The sequence below is a fragment of the Massilia cellulosiltytica genome (assembly GCF_047325105.1).
Lineage (GTDB): Bacteria > Pseudomonadota > Gammaproteobacteria > Burkholderiales > Burkholderiaceae_D > Telluria > Telluria orientalis.
On sequence record NZ_CP168562.1, the window covers coordinates 1,146,831 to 1,166,866 of the forward strand.

13 protein-coding genes are annotated in these 20,036 nt (G+C 64.0%); 11 read left to right on the forward strand and 2 right to left on the reverse strand.

The genetic code is table 11. The features are described 5' to 3' along the window. The first annotated feature begins 71 nt into the window (after nucleotides 1-71). Nucleotides 72-1,025 carry an IS1595 family transposase gene (locus ACEN9H_RS05130; protein WP_413673984.1) on the forward strand — a complete coding sequence of 318 codons (954 nt, stop codon included), beginning with the start codon at nucleotides 72-74 and terminating at the stop codon, nucleotides 1,023-1,025. 134 nt (nucleotides 1,026-1,159) lie between these two features. Here the strand turns inward: ACEN9H_RS05130 and ACEN9H_RS05135 are convergent, their stop codons facing one another. Beyond that, nucleotides 1,160-1,369 (reverse strand): cold-shock protein, encoded by a 210-nt coding sequence (locus tag ACEN9H_RS05135; protein ID WP_056136492.1) that lies wholly within the window; start codon nucleotides 1,367-1,369, stop codon nucleotides 1,160-1,162. A gap of 346 nt (nucleotides 1,370-1,715) precedes the next feature. On the opposite strand from ACEN9H_RS05135, the gene ACEN9H_RS05140 reads away from it, so the two are divergent. Both ACEN9H_RS05140 and ACEN9H_RS05145 read left to right on the forward strand, forming a co-directional pair. Then, nucleotides 1,716-2,852 carry a sensor histidine kinase gene (locus ACEN9H_RS05140; protein WP_413673985.1) on the forward strand — a complete coding sequence of 379 codons (1,137 nt, stop codon included), beginning with the start codon at nucleotides 1,716-1,718 and terminating at the stop codon, nucleotides 2,850-2,852. A 198-nt stretch (nucleotides 2,853-3,050) separates the two neighbouring features. After that, the gene (locus tag ACEN9H_RS05145) at nucleotides 3,051-3,362 is read left to right on the forward strand and encodes a hypothetical protein (protein WP_156403725.1); all 312 of its coding nucleotides are present in this window, start codon (nucleotides 3,051-3,053) and stop codon (nucleotides 3,360-3,362) included. Between the two features lie 166 nt (nucleotides 3,363-3,528). Here the strand turns inward: ACEN9H_RS05145 and ACEN9H_RS05150 are convergent, their stop codons facing one another. Then, nucleotides 3,529-4,464 carry a LysR family transcriptional regulator gene (locus ACEN9H_RS05150; protein WP_371770088.1) on the reverse strand — a complete coding sequence of 312 codons (936 nt, stop codon included), beginning with the start codon at nucleotides 4,462-4,464 and terminating at the stop codon, nucleotides 3,529-3,531. 144 nt (nucleotides 4,465-4,608) lie between these two features. On the opposite strand from ACEN9H_RS05150, the gene ACEN9H_RS05155 reads away from it, so the two are divergent. From ACEN9H_RS05155 to ACEN9H_RS05190, 8 genes are all read left to right on the forward strand, one after another. Beyond that, on the forward strand, nucleotides 4,609-5,382 hold the full coding sequence (locus tag ACEN9H_RS05155; RefSeq protein WP_413673986.1) for a putative hydro-lyase: 774 nt from the start codon (nucleotides 4,609-4,611) through the stop codon (nucleotides 5,380-5,382). 22 nt (nucleotides 5,383-5,404) lie between these two features. Beyond that, a complete protein-coding gene (locus tag ACEN9H_RS05160) occupies nucleotides 5,405-6,682 on the forward strand; it encodes an MFS transporter (protein WP_413673987.1) in 1,278 nt (425 codons plus the stop codon). 93 nt (nucleotides 6,683-6,775) lie between these two features. After that, nucleotides 6,776-10,408, forward strand: coding sequence for a hydantoinase B/oxoprolinase family protein (locus ACEN9H_RS05165; protein ID WP_413673988.1), 3,633 nt, complete (start codon nucleotides 6,776-6,778; stop codon nucleotides 10,406-10,408). 22 nt (nucleotides 10,409-10,430) lie between these two features. Next, nucleotides 10,431-11,504 carry a porin gene (locus ACEN9H_RS05170; protein ID WP_413673989.1) on the forward strand — a complete coding sequence of 358 codons (1,074 nt, stop codon included), beginning with the start codon at nucleotides 10,431-10,433 and terminating at the stop codon, nucleotides 11,502-11,504. A gap of 169 nt (nucleotides 11,505-11,673) precedes the next feature. Next, nucleotides 11,674-12,729, forward strand: coding sequence for a LacI family DNA-binding transcriptional regulator (locus ACEN9H_RS05175; protein WP_413673990.1), 1,056 nt, complete (start codon nucleotides 11,674-11,676; stop codon nucleotides 12,727-12,729). 167 nt (nucleotides 12,730-12,896) lie between these two features. After that, nucleotides 12,897-15,749: a TonB-dependent receptor gene (locus tag ACEN9H_RS05180; protein ID WP_413673991.1), complete on the forward strand. Its 2,853-nt coding sequence runs from the start codon at nucleotides 12,897-12,899 to the stop codon at nucleotides 15,747-15,749. Nucleotides 15,750-15,829: 80 nt separating this feature from the next. Beyond that, nucleotides 15,830-17,377 carry a tryptophan halogenase family protein gene (locus ACEN9H_RS05185; RefSeq protein WP_413673992.1) on the forward strand — a complete coding sequence of 516 codons (1,548 nt, stop codon included), beginning with the start codon at nucleotides 15,830-15,832 and terminating at the stop codon, nucleotides 17,375-17,377. Between the two features lie 83 nt (nucleotides 17,378-17,460). Then, on the forward strand, nucleotides 17,461-19,992 hold the full coding sequence (locus ACEN9H_RS05190) for a glycoside hydrolase family 3 N-terminal domain-containing protein (RefSeq protein ID WP_413673993.1): 2,532 nt from the start codon (nucleotides 17,461-17,463) through the stop codon (nucleotides 19,990-19,992). Nucleotides 19,993-20,036 lie beyond the last annotated feature (44 nt).

Genomic DNA, 20,036 nt, shown 5'->3' on the forward strand with positions numbered 1-20,036 from the left:
CGATATTTATGTGAACTGAAATTCGTTGCAGAGGTCAGACGCATCGTCGAGTTAACTCATGAGGAGTGACGATGCGCGGCCTGACGTTCGACGAATTGTTCGCCATGCTGTTGGCGGTGCAGTTGTCGCCAGACGACCTGTCTCGGCTACGGGAATGGATCGCCGGCATCGCGGATCCGGCCGAGTGCATTGCCCTGATCGAGCAGGCGGCGGCGGGCCGGCCGTGTCCGCATTGCCGCTGCGCCCGCAAGCACCGCTGCGGCCAGGCGAGCGGACTGCAGCGCTTCCGCTGCCTCGGCTGCGGGCACAGCCACAATGCATTGACCGGTACGCCGCTGGCACGGCTGCGCAAGAAGGAGCTCTGGCTGCCTTACCTACAATGCGTGCTCGAATCGCGCACGGTGCGCGATGCCGCGCAAGTTGTCGGGGTGCATCGCACGACCAGCTTCCGATGGCGCCACCGGTTCGTGCCCGGTGCGATGCGCGACCGGCCGGCGACGTTGTCGGCCATCGTCGAGGCCGACGAAACCTACCGGCTGGAGTCGCAGAAGGGCGCACGCAACCTGACGCGGCCACCCCGAAAACGTGGCGGCGTCGCCAAGCGGCGGGGTATCAGTCGGGAACACGATTGCCTGCTCATCGCGCGCGACCGCAGCGGCCGGACACTCGATTTTCATACGGGGCGCGGCCAGGTGACGGTGGGGCAATTGCATGAGTGCCTCAAACCCGTGCTGCAAGACGACGCCCTCTTGATCACCGACGGCGCCATCGTCTATCAACATTTCGCGGAGCAGGCTGGCATCACGCATGAAGCGGTGAACGTGAAAGCCGGCGACCGGGCGCGCGGCGCGATCCACATTCAAAACGTGAACAGCTGGCACAGCCGGTTCAAAAGCTGGCTCGTGCGGTTTCGCGGCGTGGCGAGCCGCTACCTGATCCATTACTCGGGATGGCAGCGCGTGCTGGACGATCGTCGGCTCACGAAGCCGGCTCATCTGCTGTGCGCTGCGGTCCAGCTCGGCTAGGCGAGCGGGTTACCGAACTACCGCGAACACAGCCATAAAAAAACGGATTCACATTACATGAATCCGTTTTCTTTTATCGCTTTTGAAACGCCCACGCTATCTGCGTGGTGCATTTCGGCAATTAATCAGACCAATTAAATAGCGCGGATATTGCCGGCTTTTTCGCCCTTGGGGCCGGTCGAGCGCACGAACGAAACGCGCTGGTTTTCGGCAAGGCTTTTGAAACCTTCCGATTGAATGTCCTGGAAATGGGCGAACAGATCGCCGCCGCCTGCGTCAGGCGTAATGAAGCCGAAGCCTTTGGAATCGTTGAACCATTTCACGGTGCCGGTTTGAGTAGTCATTTTGTTTCAGTCCTTATGGATGCTTTGGGCAAGACGCCCGGAATGCAGTACGACCAAGAGAGTAAGGAGGAAATCAAACAGGACCGCCGGGAGGCGAACGGGAGAGAAAGACCAACAATAACAACGACTTGATGTAGTGCCAGAAGAAAGATACAGGACTTTCCCGAATTTTCCTAATTATTTCGGATTTATTTTCAAAGGCGGGTTTTGCCGAATTATCCATTGGATGGGGAATGGCGCTGTTATTATCATTTACCCCTTCGAAGCGAATGTCGCGGAATCGGGTAATACAAGGTTCTTTATGACAATGCAGCAATCCCGGCTTGCCGATTTTATACGCGACAATATGGACGCGATCCTGCAGGAATGGGAAGATTTTGCGCGCACCATTGAACCGCCGGCCCTGACGATGGATGATGAAGAGTTGCGCGACCACGCGCGCCTGATGCTGCTCGCTTTTGCGGACGATCTCGGCTGCTACCAGTCGGACCGGGAGCGCATCGCCAAATCGAGGGGATTGAGCAAGCACGACGGCCAGGAAACGGCCGCCGAAGCGCATGCCCAGGCCCGCCTGTTGTCCGGCTATACCGTCGTGCAACTGGTGTCCGAGTACCGCGCCCTGCGCTCGAGCGTGCTGGCGTTGTGGCGGGACGCCGCGCCCGGGGCGCTCGCCACGGATATGGATGACATGGTGCGCTTCAACGAGGCGGTCGACCAGGCCCTGGCCGAGTCGGTGGCGCGGTATGAGCGACTGGTCAAGCAATCGCAGAACATGTTCCTGGCGATCCTCGGCCACGACCTGCGCAATCCATTGGGCACGCTGGTCAGCGGGGCGAGTTTCGTCATGCAGGCAACCGATATCCCGCCGAAGTACATCCTCGTGGCGACACGGATGTTCAGCAGCGCCAAACGCATGAGCAAGCTGGTCAACGACCTGATCGACTTCACCCGCACCCACCTGGGGCCGGGCATGCCGATCCGCGTCCGGCAGGGCAGCATGGTGTCGGTGTGCCGACAGGTGGTCGATGAATTGCGCACCTTCCATCCGGAGCGATGGATCGAACTGGACGTGCCGCCCCTGCTGGATGCGGTGTTCGACGATGGCCGCGTCGCGCAGATGCTGTCCAACCTCATCGGCAATGCCATCCAGTACGGCGACAAGAATGCCCCGATCCGGATCAGCCTGACCGCCACTGACGACAATATCATCCTTGCCATCAATAACCAGGGCCCGCCGATCCCGCCCGACAAGGTGTCGACCGTGTTCGAGCCCCTCGTCCGCGTCGCCGCCCGGATCGGCAGCGACCAGGCCGAGCACACCAGCCTCGGGATCGGCCTGTTCATCGCGCGCGAAATCGTGCACGCCCATGGCGGGCAGATCCATGTCGCGTCGAACGTGCAGGACGGCACGACCTTCACGGTGACGCTGCCGCGGCGCGGACAGGATCGGCGGTTGACCGATGCCCCGTCCAGCAACGCCTGAGCGGCATTTGCATAATTGCTGTATCGTGTGTGCACGCGTCCGGATTGTTGTCCTCCTTGCCATGCCCTTCGGGGCGGTCCTGTCTAGCTCTCTTCCGTCATCAAGCTTTGCTGCCGTTGCACGACCCGGTCGATGGGACGGGCGACTTCTCCGTGCCGCGTATCACCAAGACAACCATAAGGCTGAAACAGAACTGCGATGAATGAAGAATCCTACGATATGGATGATGCAGTGGCGGCCATCGAAGCACTCCATGACGCGCTGGCGTCCGATCTGGAAGAGCTGGAAACGCGTATCCGTGCACTGGGGCATTCCGTTCTCCTCGTGCCGGAACCCGGCAACCCGGAAGTGTCCGAATTTTTCGAAGCGCGCGCATCCCTGCACAGCGGCCTGGCCAGTATTGCCGAGGTATTGGCATGGATCCAGTTGAAAACCGAGGAAGATCCCGAAGGTGAAGTCGCCACCGCCCTCCAGCCTCTGCCGAAGCTGCGCGGATCCGTGATCCATTAATTTGACTGGAGAAAACAATGAGTAAAAGCCAGGACGCGAAAAAGTCCACGAAGAAGGAACCGGCCAAGACCGCAAAGGAAAAGAAAGCGGACAAGAAAGTCAAGAAGGAAGAGAAAAAGCGCCAGCAATGACGCTGTCGCAGCGCCGTCCGGCCTGACGGACGCGCTCAGCCCAGGCTTTCGATATACCGCCCGTCCACCTGCGCGCAATACTCGGCGCAGGCCGCGCGCACGGCGGACGCCGCCGCATGCACCGCCACCGGCGCGTTCGTGCGCCGGCTCATCGACACGATGATCGGCGGCGGCACGGGCTGCAGCGGCACCTCCACGAACTCGCCGTTCTCGAGATGACTGCTGACGAACAGCCAGGGAATCGCGGCCACGCCGAAGCCGTTGCGGATCAGCTGGATGATGGCGGCCACGGACGGCGAGCAGGTGATGCGCGTCTGTTCCAGCGGCACCGCGCTCAGGTTGGCGAGCCGGGTGACGATGTCTTCCAGCATCCGGTGCGGCGCCGTGCCGCGGCCGAACGTCAGGATCGGGAACTGCAGCAGACGCTGGGCCAGGCCCTCGCGCTGCGCCGACAGCAATCCGGCCCGCGCTATCCAGCGCACCGGGTACACGGCCAGCGGCTCGGACGTGATCTCGCTGCTGTTCACGCCCTCGATGCCGACCATGAGGTCGAGCTCTCCCGCCAGTAAACGTTTTTCCAACGTCGTGCTCATGTCCACGACGAGATCGATTTCCAGCTCCGGGAAACTGGCGTTCAGCTGGCGCACGGAATGCGCGAGCCAGCTGTGCACCACCGTCTCGATCACCCCCAGCCGCAGCCGGCCCCGCACCGCGCTTTCCGTGCGCGCCGCCTCGCGCAGGCGCCGGGTCGCGTCCACTACGGCCTTCGCGTGGTTCAACAGGTAGTCCGCGTTCGGCGTCAGCCGGAATTCGCGCGTGCTGCGGTCGATGAGTTCCGTCTGCAGTTCTTCTTCCAGCGCCTTGATCCGCAACGAGATCGCCGCCGGCGTCGCATGCATGGCGCGGGCCGTCGCGCGGACGCTGCGCAGCTGGGCGAGGGTGATCAGGGTTTCGAGGAAGCGTGTATTCATGGCGTCAAGAATACTTTAAGCCTAAGTGGAATGGAGCAAAAGCGCGTTTAGGAAAACTTAACACATGCGATAAAAATAAGTGGTTTGGCGGAATCGTATGGTGCCCCTATGCTTGATTACATGTCATTACCGAGCAGAGAAATCATGAACCCGATCCAGTTCCGCCACCTGGTCCGCACAGGCGAATTCCGCAAGCCCACCGCCGGCGTCTGCGGCGGCTATGCCCAGGCCAATCTCGTCATCCTGCCGGACGCGCAGGCCCACGATTTCCTCCGCTTCGCCCAGCGCAATCCGAAGGCCTGCCCGCTGCTCGCGGTCGGCGAGCCGGGCGCGTGGAGCGTGCCGGCGCTGGGCGCGGACCTCGACCTGCGTACCGACGTCCCGGGCTATTACGTGTACCGCGACGGCGAGCTGGCGGAAGCGCCGGTATCGCTGGAAGGACTGTGGCGCGACGACCTGGTCGCGTTCGCGATCGGCTGCTCGTTCTCGTTCGAGGAGATGCTGCTGGCCGCCGACATCCCGCTGCGCCACATCGAGCAGGACCGGAACATCGCCATGTACCGCACGAACATCCCGAACGCGGCGGCGGGGCCGTTCGGCGGAAACATGGTCGTGTCCATGCGCCCGTTGAAGGCGAAGGACGCGATCCGCGCGATCCAGATCACCAGCCGCTACCCCGCGATCCACGGCGCGCCGGTGCACCTGGGCGACCCGCGCCTGATCGGCATCGCCGACCTCGCGCGGCCCGACTACGGCGACGCCGTCGAGGTCATGGCGGACGAGGTGCCCGTGTTCTGGGCCTGCGGCGTCACGCCGCAGGAGGCGATCCGGGCGGCGCGCCTGCCGGTCGTGATCACCCATCGCCCGGGCTACATGCTGGTGACCGACATCCCGAATGCATCGCTCGCGACGTTGTAAAAACAAACCAAACGGAGACGACATGAACACACAAGAACTCGCGCAGGAGCGCGTGGAGGATACAAGCCATTTCGGCTGGCTGCGCCAACTCACGAAAACGGAACGCCGCACATTCATCGGCTGCAAGGTCGGTTATGCGCTGGACGCGATGGACACGCAATTCCTCAGCTTCGTCATCCCCACGCTGATCGCGACCTGGGGCCTGTCGAAAGGCGACGCCGGCCTGATCGGCACCGTCACGCTGCTCACGTCGTCGCTGGGCGGCTGGCTGGCCGGCATCCTGTCGGACCGCATCGGCCGCGTGAAGACGCTGCAGCTGACGATCCTGTGGTTCGCGCTGTTCACGGTGCTGAGCGGCTTTGCCCAGACCTTCAACCAGCTGCTCGTGCTGCGCGGCCTGATGGGCTTCGGCATGGGGGGCGAATGGACGGCCGGCGCGATCCTGATGGGTGAGGTCATCCGCGCGAAGGACCGCGGCAAGGCGGTCGGCATGGTGCAGGCCGGATGGGCGCTGGGCTGGGGCGTCTCGGCGCTGCTGTACGCGCTGATGTTCTCGCTGCTGCCGGCCGAACTGGCGTGGCGCTCGCTGTTCCTGCTCGGGATCATCCCCGCCATCTTCGTCATCTACATCCGCCGCTTCGTGGAAGAGCCGGACGTGTTCCTGGCCGAGCAGCGCCGCGGCGCACAAGCGGAGCAGGCGAAGTTCACCGAGATCTTCTCGCCGCGCATGCTGTCGACGACCTTGCGTGCCGTGCTGCTGACGACCGGCGCGCAGGGCGGCTACTACGCGATCACGACCTGGCTGCCCACGTTCCTGAAGACGGAGCGCCACCTGACGGTGCTGGGCACGGGCGGCTACCTGGCGATGGTCATCGCCGGCTCGTACGTCGGCTACATCGTCAGCGCCTACCTGACGGACCGCCTGGGCCGCAAGCGCAACTTCATCCTGTTCGCCGCCGGCTCGCTGGCGATCGCGCTGGCCTACACCCGGCTGCCCGTGACGGACAATGTGATGCTGGTGCTCGGCTTCCCGCTCGGCTTCCTCGTGTCCGGCGTCTTCAGCGGCATGGGCGCGTTCCTTACCGAGCTGTTCCCGACCCGCATGCGCGGTTCCGGCCAGGGCTTCTGCTACAGCATGGGCCGCGCGATCGGTTCGCTGTTCCCGTTCGCGATCGGCGCGGTCGGCCAGACGCTCCCGCTGGGCCACGCCATCGGCCTGTTCGCGGCCGGCGCCTACGGGATCATGGTCCTGGCCGCGCTGACCCTGCCCGAGACCCGCGGCAAGCGCCTCGAATCCTGATCCTTCCCTGATTTCACACACGACGATTTCACGCGCGGCGCGCGAGGGCACCGCTGTGCCTGTGCGCGCCCCGATTTTTGAAGAGGCAAGACCATGTACCCACAGACCAACCACGACAACACGCCGCGCCAGCGCTGGCAGTTCTGGATCGACCGCGGCGGCACGTTCACCGACATCGTCGCGCGCAAGCCGGACGGCGCGCTGGTGACGGCCAAGCTGCTGTCCGAGAATCCCGAGCAGTACCGTGACGCCGCCGTCGCCGGCATCCGCCGCCTGCTCGGCATCGCGCCCGACGCGCCGATCACGCCCGACCTCGTGGAAGCCGTCAAGATGGGCACGACGGTCGCGACGAACGCCCTGCTGGAGCGCAAGGGCGAGCGCACCGCGCTCCTGATCACCAAAGGGTTCAGGGACGCGCTGCGCATCGCCTACCAGAACCGTCCGCGCCTGTTCGACCGCCATCCCGTGCTGCCGCAGCTGCTGTACGAGCGCGTCGTCGAAGTCGACGAGCGCGTCGGCGCGCACGGCGACGTGATCGTGCCGCTCGATACGGCTGCCGTACGTATGCAACTAACCGACCTGCATGCCGCCGGCTTCCGTTCCGTGGCGATCGTGCTGATGCACGGCTACCGCTATCCGGGCCATGAGCGCGCGATCGCCGCCATCGCCGCGGAAACCGGCTTCACGCAGGTGTCCGTCTCGCACCAGGTCAGCCCGATGATGAAGCTCGTCTCGCGCGGCGACACGACGGTCGTCGATGCCTACCTGTCGCCGATCCTGCGCCGCTACGTGGACCAGGTCGCGGCCGAGATGGAAGGCGTGCGCCTGCTCTTCATGCAGAGCAATGGCGGCCTGACGGGCGCGCACCGCTTCCAGGGCAAGGACTCGATCCTGTCCGGCCCCGCCGGCGGCATCGTCGGCATGGTCGGCACGGCGCGCAAGGCCGGCTTCGACAAGCTGATCGGCTTCGACATGGGCGGCACGTCCACCGACGTGTCGCACTACGCGGGCGAACTGGAACGCGAATTCGAGACGCAGGTGGCCGGCGTGCGGATGCGCGCGCCGATGATGAGCATCCACACGGTGGCGGCGGGCGGCGGCTCGGTGCTGCACTTCGACGGCAGCCGCCTGCGCGTCGGCCCGGACAGCGCGGGCGCGAATCCCGGCCCGGCCAGCTACCGCCGCGGCGGTCCGCTCACGGTCACCGACTGCAACGTCATGCTCGGCAAGATCCAGCCCGCGCACTTCCCGGCGGTGTTCGGCCCGCACGCGGACGAGCCGCTGGACGCGGCCATCGTGCGCGAAAAATTCGCGGAGATCGCCGCGCGCATCGAACGCGAGACGGGCCAGCGCCGCACGCCGGAAGAGGTGGCCGAAGGCTTCCTGGAGATTGCGGTCGGCAGCATGGCCAACGCCATCAAGTTCATCTCGGTGCAGCGCGGCCACGACGTGACGGACTACACGCTGGCCACGTTCGGCGGCGCCGGCGGCCAGCACGCGTGCCTGGTGGCCGACGCCCTCGGCATGACCCGCATCTTCGCCCACCCGTTCGCCGGCGTGCTGTCCGCATACGGCATGGGCCTCGCGAGCCAGACCGCGATGCGCGAGCGGACCATGGAAACGGCGCTGTCCGACGGCGGGCTGCGCGCCGCGCTCGACGCGCTCGCCGACGAAGCGGCAGCGGAACTGGGCGCGCAGGGCATCGCGGCGGACGCCGTGCGGGTCGTCGAACGGGCGCACCTGCGCTACGAGGGCACGGACTCCGTCATCATCGTGCAGCACGGCAGCGTGGCCGCGATGCAGGCGCAGTTCGAGGAAGCGTATCGCAAGCGCTATTCGTTCCTCATGCCGGACAAGGCGATCGTCGTCGAGGCGATTTCGGTGGAAGCGATCGGCGCCACGGATGCGGGCGCCGGCCCCGCCTTCAACCCCGCACCGCGCGCCACGCAGCTGGCGCCGCACGAGACGGTGCCGGTGTATTCGGGCGGCCAGTGGCACGACAGCGCGCTGTACCTGCGCGCGCAGACCCGACCCGGCGACCGCATCGCGGGACCCGCGATCATCGTCGAGGCGAACGGCACCAACGTGGTTGAACCGGGCTGGATCGCGGAAGTCACGGCGGACGACAACCTCGTGCTTCAGCGCGTGGCGCCGCGCGCGCGCCGCAAGGCCATCGGCACCGAGGCCGATCCGGTCATGCTCGAAGTCTTCAACAACCTGTTCATGAGCATCGCCGAGCAGATGGGCCTGCGGCTGCAGAACACGGCGGTGTCGGTGAACATCAAGGAGCGCCTGGACTTCTCGTGCGCGCTGTTCGATGCCGAGGGCAACCTGATCGCCAACGCGCCGCACATCCCCGTCCACCTGGGATCGATGGGCGCGAGCATCCGCACCGTGATCGAAGCGAACCGCGGCCGCATGCGGGCGGGCGACGTCTACATGCTCAACGACCCGTACCACGGCGGCACGCACCTGCCGGACATCACCGTGATCACGCCCGTGTTCGACCGCGCGGGCAAGGACATCCTGTTCTACGTCGCGTCGCGCGGCCACCATGCGGACGTGGGCGGCATCGCGCCCGGCTCGATGCCGGCGGACAGCCGCAGGGTCGAGGAAGAGGGCGTCCTGATCGACAACTTCCAACTGGTGCGCGAAGGACGCTTCCTGGAACGCGAGACGACGGCGTTGCTGCTGTCGGGCGACTACCCGTGCCGCAACTCGGCGCAGAACATCGCCGACCTGCAGGCGCAGGTGGCCGCGAACCAGAAGGGCGTCGAGGAACTGCTGAAGATGGTGGACCAGTTCGGGCTCGACGTCGTGCAGGCCTACATGCGGCACGTGCAGGACAACGCCGAGGAAGCCGTGCGCCGCGTCATCCGCGCGCTCAAGGACGGCAGCTACACGTACTGCCTGGACAACGGCGCCGTGATCAAGGTGGCGATCCGCGTCGACCACGCGGCGCGCACGGCCGACATCGACTTCACCGGCACGTCGCCCCAGCTCGACAATAATTTCAACGCCCCGAGCTCGATCTGCATGGCGGCCGTGCTGTACGTGTTCCGCACGCTCGTCGACAACGACATTCCGCTCAATGCCGGCTGCCTGAAGCCGCTGAACGTGATCATCCCGGCAGGCTCGATGCTCAATCCGCGCTACCCGGCCGCCGTCGTCTCCGGCAACGTGGAGACGTCGAGCTGCATCACCAACGCGCTGTACGGCGCGCTCGGCGTGCAGGCGTCGTCGCCCGGCACGATGAACAACTTCACGTTCGGGAATGCGGACTACCAGTACTACGAAACCATCGCGGGCGGCTCGGGCGCGGGCGAGGGTTTCAATGGCACCGATGTCGTCCAGACCAACATGACGAACTCGCGCCTGACGGATCCGGAGGTGCTCGAATGGCGCTATCCGGTGCGCCTGGACAGCTACGAAATCGCGCACGACTCCGGTGGCCGCGGACGCTGGCATGGCGGCAATGGCGGCGTGCGCAGGATCCGCTTCCTCGCGCCGATGACGGCCTCGATCCTGTCGAACAACCGCATCGTCCCGCCGTTCGGCATGGCGGGCGGAGAGCCCGGCAAGTGCGGCCGCAACTACGTCGTGCGCGCCGGCGGCAGGGTCGAGGAACTCGGCTTCGTGGCGACGACGGACGTGCAGCCGGGCGACGTGTTCGTCGTCGAGACCCCAGGCGGCGGCGGGTATGCGCCGGCCGCGAACCACGAATAACCACAACGAGAAAGGGACAACGATGAAAACAATCCTGTGTGCCGGCGCGCTGGGCGCGCTCTGCATGAATGCCGTCGCTGCGGATGGCGCGTCGGTCAGCGTGTATGGCCTGGTCGACGTCGCGCTCGTCCGCGAAACGGGCGGCAGCGGCGGCGACGTCACCAAGCTCACGAGCGGCGTGGGCGCCGGCTCGCGGCTCGGCTTCAAGGGCCGCGAAGAACTGGGGAACGGCATCGCCGCCATCTTTTTGCTGGAGAGCGGCTTCCAGGCCGACACCGGCGCGCTGGGGCAGGGCGGGCTGCTGTTCGGGCGCCAGGCATATGCGGGGCTGCAGGGCGGCTTCGGCACGCTGACCGCGGGCCGCCAGTACACGCCGCAATACCTGACGGTGGTGATGGCCGATCCGTTCGCATCCGGCTACGCGGGCGATACGAAGAACCTGATGGCCCCGACCGGCAACTCGGCCAGCCGCATGGACAACTCGCTGAAATACGTATCGCCCGCCGTCGGCGGCGTGAGCGCGGAACTGGTGTATGGCGCCGGCGAGGTGACGGGAGACAGTGCAGCCGGGCGGCAGTTCGGCGGTGCGCTCGACTACACCAGCGGCCCGCTGCGCGTGCGGCTCGGCTACCACAACCGCAACAACGACACCGCGGTGATCAAAAACGCGGGCAGCGCAAAGAACACGGTGCTGGCCGCGGTCTACGACTTCGGCGTCGTGAAGGCGCACGTCGCGTACGGCGTCGACAAGGGCCTGAACAGTTCCCTGCTGCGCAACACGGCGAACCCGTACGGCCGGCCCGGCACGCCGGTTGCATCGAGCGACAGCCGCGACGTGCTGCTGGGCGCGACGATCCCGTCCGGCCCGCACACGTGGATGGTGTCGTGGATCCACAAGGACGACCGCGGCGCGCTCGACCAGGATGCGAGCCAGTATGCGCTGGGCTACCGCTATGCGCTGTCGCGCCGGACCGAGCTGTACACCTCGATCGCGCACATCGTGAACCGGCATGGCGCCAGCTATACGGTGGGCAGCGCCATCGAAGGGGGATCGGGGAACGGGGCGGTGGACCTCGGGATACGGCATGCGTTCTGATCGACACCGATTTCTCGAAATTGCATGCAGGTGCACGATGTGAAATTGGTTACATCGCGCGAGGGCGCACGATATTGAATATGTGCCTGCTATAATCGCGCCTATTCTATTTGGCAGCGCTTCCAAATAACGGCGACGGGGCGCGCGACGACCCACTTTCAAGGAAATCGTGGCTACTATCAAAGATGTAGCCCGGCTCGCGGGCGTCGGGCTGGGGACGGCATCACGTGCGGTGAGCGGGAAGGGCTCGGTGTCGCCCGCCAAGCTCGAGCGCGTGAAGCAAGCGATCGAAGAATTGGGTTTTCGCCCGTCGCATACGGCGCGGTCCTTGATGTCCGGGTCGACAAGGATGATTGGCGTCTATATTCCTGGATTGACAGGCACCTTCTTCACACCGATCCTGGCAGCGATCGATCAGGTGTTGCGCGAGGTCGGTTTGAACATGGTGGTCGCCTTCGGTTCGGGGGCGGGCGATGCGCGGCGCCAGGCGATCGATGGTGTCGACCTCCTGATGGAGCGCGGTTGCGACGGTGTCATCCTCATAAGCAACGCATTATCGGACGAGGATATTCCCATGCTCGGGGCGCGGCAATCCCATGTGGTGGTGATGAATCACCGCTTGAACTGCATTCCCGATCAATGCTTCGCAATCGATCATCGGCAGGGCGGCATCCTCGCCGCGCGGGCCCTGCTGGAACATCGTCATCGCCGGATCGCCGTTGTCGCCGGGCCCTCGGCGGCGCAGGACAATGTCGAGCGTATCAATGGCTTTCTCGACGAACTGGCCGCCAATGGGGTGAATACGTCCAAGCTGTGGATAGCGGAAGGAGATTTCTCCCCCGAAAGCGGATGGAAGGCCGCCAGCGCGCTGCTGGCGTCCGGCTACAAGTTCAGTGCGCTTTTTTGCGCCAACGACGAAATGGCGATCGGTGCGCTGTCCTTTTTTCAGAAGGCCGGCCTGCAGGCGCCGCGCGATGTCTCGGTGATCGGTTACGACGACACGCCGAGCGGCGAATTTTCAGCGCCGCGCCTGACAACGGTGCATATTCCATGGCGCGACATGATCCTCAATGGTGTCAACGCCTTGCTCAACCGCTGTTATGACATGCGGCGGCCTGTCGAGCGCGACCTGCCAATCAGCATGACATATCGTGATTCGCTGGCCCTGGCCCCGCGGCGCAAGACCCGGCCGATCGTCGACCCAAAAAACGACGCCTCGCAATAATATCGTTTGACACTGTACAGATACGATGAATATACTTTCGATAAATCTGGAAGCGCTTCCAAACTATTTTGGAAGCGCTTCCAGAAATCCGGTGAAGTTGCATTTGCCACATCTTATAAAAAACATCAGGGGGACAAGATATGCAAAGTAAACGGGGTCGTGCGTCCATGCACGCCACAGCGCGTCAGGCAGCCGACAGATCTGCCGCACCTGCAAGCTTCCGCCTGCGCCCGATCGCGGCCGTGTGCATCGCCCTGATCGGAGGCGCCTTGGCGCAGGCTCCGGTCCAGGCGCAACAAACCGACAACGTGACCGTGCCGTCTCAGGATGGCTCGGACGTGCAGGTCGTCGTCGTCAGCGGTATCCGTGCCGGTATCGAAGGTTCGATCAGCAAGAAGAAGAATTCCGACTCGATCGTCGAAGCGATCACTTCCGAAGATATCGGCAAACTGCCCGACGTCAGTATTGCGGAGGCCATGTCGCGCATGCCCGGTCTGGCTGCGCAACAGGTCAACGGGCGCGCGAAGGTGATCGCCATTCGCGGCCTGGCCCCCGATTTCGCCGGCACCGTTCTCAATGGCCGCGAGCAGGCGTCGACCAGCACGAATCGCGGCGTCGAATTCGACCAGTACCCCAGCGAGTTGATCTCAGCGGTCGTTGTCTACAAGACGCCGGACGCCTCCTTGCTCGGCCAAGGCTTGTCCGGCACGGTCGATCTCAATACGGTGCGGCCGCTCGCATTCCGTGAACGTAATGTCGCGGTGAACATCCGCGGCGAGCATAATAGCTTGGGCGATCAAAATCACGGCTATGGCGGCACGTCCGCCAACGGCAAGCGCCTCAGCGTTGCGTATATCGACCAGTTTGCGGACCGCACCATCGGCCTTGCCCTTGGTTTTGCGCATCTTGACGCACCGGGGCAGCAGCAACAGTATCAGGCCTGGGAATGGCGGCCGGGCGAAGATTTCTGTATCGCGCATCAGACCGATTGGGGCTGCCGTCCCATCAAGGGCCAGAGCCCAGGGAACTCGTCGTTTTTGGCTGGCTTCCAGGCGGAAGCGATTTCGCGGAGCGACAAGCGGGATGGCGTCATGGCCACGCTCGAATACAAGCCGAACCGTGATTTGCGCAGCACGCTGGATCTGTATTACTCGAAATTCAAGAACGTCGAAGTGATGCGCGGCATGATGGGGAGCATCGGTGATGGCTGGGGCGCCCCGAGCAGTACGTTCAGCAATATCGGCACGACCAGCGTCGGCGGCGGCAATTCGATCGTCACCTCGATGACGGCCAACTTCGTCGTTAATGGGATCGTTCGCAATGACTTCAACACGCGCGACGACGACCTGAAATCGGCCGGATGGAACATCGACAAGAAGATCGGCGCGTGGCACGCGATCGCCGATCTTGGCTACTCCAGCGCCCGCCGCGCCGAGACCATCTACGAAACCTACGCCGGTGCGCGCACGTCGCCGACGTTCGATCTCGTGACGCCCACGGGCCCCGGATTCCCGACCTTCACCTTCAAGCAATCGCTGTCCGACCCCGCAACCATCCTGCTCAGCGATCCGGCCGGCTGGGGCGGCCCGGACAACCCACAGTTGGGTAGCAAGAAATACAATACGCAGAACGACACCATTCGCTCCTTCAAGGTGCACGGGACGAGGGACCTCGACTGGGGGATGTTCAGCCACATCGATGTCGGCGTCAACGTCTCCAAACGCGACAAGACGCGCGACTTCCACACCGATTTCGCGCGGGTGGGCGCGGACGGCGTCTTGGCGCGGCAGTTGCCATCGTCCGTCCTGACGACCCCGACCTCCCTCGGGTTCGTCGGCATCCCGTCGGTGTTGAGCTATGACGTCAACGCGGTGACGGAAAAATTTTACACCATGAAACTGAACGAGAGCCTGGGGCCGGGCGGCGACTTGGGCAAGACGTTCGGCGTTCATGAAAAGGTCACCACCGCGTTCGTCAAGCTGGACATCGAGACCACGGTCGCCAAGATTCCGTTGACCGGCAATGTTGGCGTGCAAGCGATACGCACCCGGCAGGACTCGACCGCATTTGCATTCGACGGCCCCGGATACGTTATCGGCACCATCGATCCGGGTACCAGCTACACCGACTACTTGCCGAGCCTGAACCTGGGCGCGGACATCGGCGGCGACCGCAAGTTGCGCCTGGGCCTGGCTAAAACGATGGCCCGGCCGCGGATCGACGACATGAATGCGTCCGCAGGAGTGGGAGTCGACCCGATTACGCGCCTGTGGGGTGGTGGGGGCGGCAATCCGAAATTGCAACCATGGCGCGCCAAATCGGCCGACCTGTCGCTCGAGCAGTATTTCGGAAAGCGCAGCTATGTGGCCGGCGCCTTGTTCTACAAGAAGCTCGACAGCTACATCTACAATTCCTCTATTCAGTACGACTTCAGCGGCTACATCAATCCGACGCCGGCGATCGTGCCAATCTCGAACATCGGGACCTACGGGACCCAGACGAACGGCAGCGGCGGCCGGGTGCGTGGCGCCGAGCTGAGCGCAACGCTCGACGGTGATTTGCTGCATCCTGCGTTGGCGGGTTTTGGCGCGATCTTCTCGGCTTCTTATACCGACAGCTCCATCAAGGTGAGCGGTCCGGATTCGACGGATTCCTGGCAAACGCTGCCCGGCCTGTCGAAACGGGTCGCCGGCCTGACCCTTTTCTACGAACGTGGCGGCTACTCGTTCCGCATCAATGATCGCTACCGTTCCGATTATCGCGGGGAGGTCGCCTACCTGTTCGGTTCCACGACCCTGTTCCGGACACTTGCTTCGAACAGGATCGACCTGCAAGCGAGCTATGAAGTGCAAGGCGGACCCGCCAAGGGGCTGCAGTTCCAGTTTCAGGTCGGCAATGTCGCGAATGCGCCGGATCGTAGTATTCAGGACGGTACCGGCTATGGCGGCATTGCGCAGCCGAAGGAATACAGTAAGTACGGTAGGCAATTTCTCCTGGGTATGAGCTACAAGTTCCACTGATAAGCGTCGTACCGCTACCCGTCTGCCCGCACGCCCAGAGCTCGCGGACGGACGGTCAACCTGCTTGGGAGGAATGCACTATGTCATTGAATCATTTGCGACGCATTGTCATCGTCGGCGGTGGATCAGCGGGGTGGATGGCCGCGGCCGCGTTGTCTCGGCTTTTGTTGCGGGATAACGGACGCGAACACTGGACCATCGCGCTGATCGAGTCGGAAGAGATCGGCACTGTCGGCGTCGGCGAGGGCACGATCCCCGCCATCAAGGCTTTCAACACGGCGCTCGGCATCAGTGAAGATGAGTTTCTGCGCGAGACGAAGGGCACGTTCAAGCTCGGTATCGAGTTCGCCGACTGGAGTGCGCTGGGAAGCAAGTATTTCCACGGCTTCGGCGATGTCGGGCAACCGATCGACGGGATCACCTTCCATCATTACTGGCTGCGCTTGCGCAAGGCCGGGCTGGCGCATGACTACGGCGATTATTCGATCAACTCGGTGGCACCGCTCCAGGGCCGATTCATGCGGCCGCGGCCGGACATGGCGCGCTCGCCGCTCAGCGAAATCGGGCATGCTTTTCATTTCGATGCGAGTTTGTACGGCGCCTTCCTGCGCAAGCGCGCCGAGCAACAGGGAGTCACCCGCACTGAAGGCCGCATCGAGGAAGTGTTGCGCCATCCCCAAAACGGCAACATCGCCAGTGTGCGCCTGACCGACGGACGCGTGGTGGACGGAGATTTCTTTATCGATTGTTCCGGGATGCGCGCGCTGCTGATCGAACAGACCTTCCAGGCCGGATTCGAAGACTGGTCGCACTGGTTGCCCTGCGACCGGGCGCTCGCCGTGCCGTCGGAATCGACCGCGCCGCTGCTGCCATACACGCGAGCGAGTGCGCGTTCGGCGGGATGGCAATGGCGCATCCCCTTGCAGCACCGCATCGGCAACGGCCATGTGTATTCGAGCCAATTCATGCACGATGGCGAGGCGAGCGATGTGCTGATGCGTAATCTCGACGGCAAGGCGCTGGCCGAGCCGCGCCTGATCCATTTTGCCGCCGGCCGCAGGAAGCGCGCATGGATCGGCAACTGCGTAGCGATCGGCCTGTCGAGCGGCTTTGTCGAGCCACTGGAATCGACCAGCATACACCTGGTCCAGTTGGCCATCACGCGCTTGATGAACCTGTTCCCCCACGCCGGCCTGGATGCGGCGGATATTGCCGCCTATAACCGCCAGACCGAGTTCGATCTGGAACGCATCCGCGACTTCATCGTGCTCCACTACAAGCTCACCACGCGCACTGACTCGCCATTCTGGAACTATTGCCGGCAAATGCCCATTCCGGATAGTTTGACCGAAAAAATGGAGCTGTTCGCCAGCAACGCGCGGATCGACCTGGTCGACGTGGAACTCTTTCGCGAGCCGAGCTGGGCGCAAGTCATGCTCGGCCAGGGATTGTTGCCCAAAGCGTATCACCCTCTCTGCGATGTTCGGCCGCTATCGCAAGTGCAGGAGTTCGCGGACGATATCCGCCAAGTGGTGCAGCGCTGCGTTGCCAGCATGCCGATGCACCAGGATTTCCTTGCCGCTTGTCGCCAGGCAGAGCCTGCCGAGCGAGCCGGCGTGCCCGCCTAGGGCGCTCGGCTAGTCTTTTCCCCGTACCGATGCGCGTCACCGCGCGCATCGGCACGCAGTCACTTATCTCGTTGCCTATAACAATGAAAACACCACTGACCATTCTCGCTGCAACACTGATGTTCGCTGGCGGGGGTAGCAGCCTCGCAGTCGCCGCTTCGCCGCCCGCCCAGCTTGCGGACTGGCCTCACGTGCAAAGCGTCATCCGCACCGACCCGGCGCTCGAAGCCCGGGTCGCGGCCATCGTCTCGGGCATGACGCTCGAACAGAAGATCGGCCAGATGACCCAGCCTGAAATCAAGACCGCGACGCCGGACGACGTGCGCCGCTACTACCTCGGCTCGGTCCTCAACGGCGGCGGCAGCTGGCCCGGCGGTAACAAGCATGCCACGGCGGCCCAATGGCTCGCCCTGGCCGACGCCTACTACGACGCGTCGATGTCCACCGACATGAAGGACAAGGTTCCCGTCATCTGGGGCATCGACGCGATTCACGGCAACAGTAACGTCTTTGGCGCCACCCAGTTCCCGCACAACATCGGTCTCGGCGCGGCGCATGACAGCGAGCTTGTCGGCCGCATTGGCGAAGCGGTCGGCAGGGCGACCCGCGCCACCGGTATCGCCTGGGTGTTCGCACCGACCCTGGCCGTCGTACGTGATGTCCGCTGGGGCCGCAGCTACGAAAGCTTTTCCGAAGACGGCGCGCTGGTGAACGCCTATGCCAGGACTTATGTGACTGGCTTGCAAGGGCGGTTCGCGGCGGATGGCAACGTCGTCGCGACCGCCAAGCACTTTATTGGCGATGGCGGCACCGATGGCGGCAAGGACCAGGGCGTCAACAAGTCGAGCAAGGCGCAGATGATCAATATCCACGGCCAGGGCTATTACGGTGCGCTGGCCGCCGGGGCGCAGACGGTGATGGTGTCGTACAACAGCTGGGACGACGTCGGCGCCGGTACCGACTACGGCAAGATGCACGGGTCCAGGGTCATGCTTACCGACGTGCTGAAGACCAGGATGGGCTTTGACGGCTTCGTGGTCTCGGACTGGAACGGCATCGGCCAGGTGCCCGGATGCAGTAACGCCAGCTGCGCCCAGGCGATCAACGCGGGCATCGACATGGTGATGGTGCCGGACGACTGGAAAGCTTTCATCGTCAACACCATCGCCCAGGTCAAGAGCGGCGAGATCGCACAATCGCGCATCGACGACGCGGTCAGCCGCATCGTGCGCGTGAAGTTGCGCGCCGGCCTGTTCGGCAAGAAGCCGTCGCACAACCGCTACGCCGGCAAGCAGGAAGCGCTGCAGGCACGGGCGCTTGCGCGCGAAGCCGTACGCAAGTCGCTCGTTCTGCTCAAGAACGACGGCGGCGTGTTGCCGCTGGCGCGTGGCAAGAAAATTCTGGTGGTCGGCAAGAGTGCCGACAGCCTGCCCAACCAGACCGGTGGCTGGACCCTCACCTGGCAAGGTACCGACAACAAGAACAGCGATTTTCCGAACGGCGATACGATCCTTGCCGGATTCGTCGAGGCTGCCGGCAGCGCGCAAGTAACGTACAGCGCCGATGCTGCCGGCGTGGACGTGTCGCGCTTCGATGCGGTGATTGCCGTCATTGGCGAGACGCCGTATGCGGAAGGCGCCGGCGACATCGGCGCCTCCGGTACGCTGCGCCACAGCAGCCGCTATCCGGAAGACCTGGCGCTGCTGCGGGCGGTGGCGGGCAAGGGCAAGCCGGTGATCACCGTGTTCGTCGCCGGCCGTCCCCTCTACGTCAACGACCTGATGAACCTGTCGGACAGTTTTGTCATGGCATGGCTGCCCGGTACCGAAGGCAAGGGCCTTGCCGATGTGTTGCTGCGCGATGCCAGGGGCAAGGTGGTCCACGATTTCACTGGCACCCTGTCCTTCTCGTGGCCGAAAGCGGCTTGCCTGGCCAGCGTCGATGCCGGCAAGGGCTATGCGACACTGTTTGCGCGCGGCTATGGTTTGACATACGGTAGCAAGAAGACGCTGGGCAAGCTTGAGACCAGCGCTGCGACCATGTCCTGCGGCACCACCACGGCCTATCCGATTTTTACCCAGGCCGATCATGCGACCTGGCCCTTGTACCTGGCCGCCGGCGCCGACCGCGTGGCTCTCGGGTCCGACCTGAACAAGTCCGTCTCGCTCCCGGCGATCAAAGCGGAAACCGTGCAAGTCAACACGCAGCAGGACGCCAAGCTGGTGACCTGGTCCGGGGCAGGGCGCGTCGAAGCGAAGGCCTCGTATGCAATGGCGTTGCCTGCGTTCGCGACCAGGGACGGTGCGCTCGTGTTCGATACGGCAGTCAGGACGGCGCCGGACGGCAAGGTCACGATGAGGATTGCCTGCGGCGAAAAATGCGCGGGCGAGATCGATGTGACGGCGCTGTTCAAGCGCCTGGCAAGCGTGCCGAAAGCGACCGTCAAGATCCCGCTTGCCTGTTTCGTTGCCCAAGGGGCGGCCGATTTGAGCAAGGTGGATACGCCGTTCAGCGTGTCGACCGACAGCACATTCGCTGCCGCATTCACCAATATCCAGATTGTCGGCGGGGCCGCCAGCGACAAGGCTGCGCTGCGCTGCGACCAGGCAAAATAACCAGCAGCCTGGATGACAGGCGCAATCACTGACAAGGACTTCAT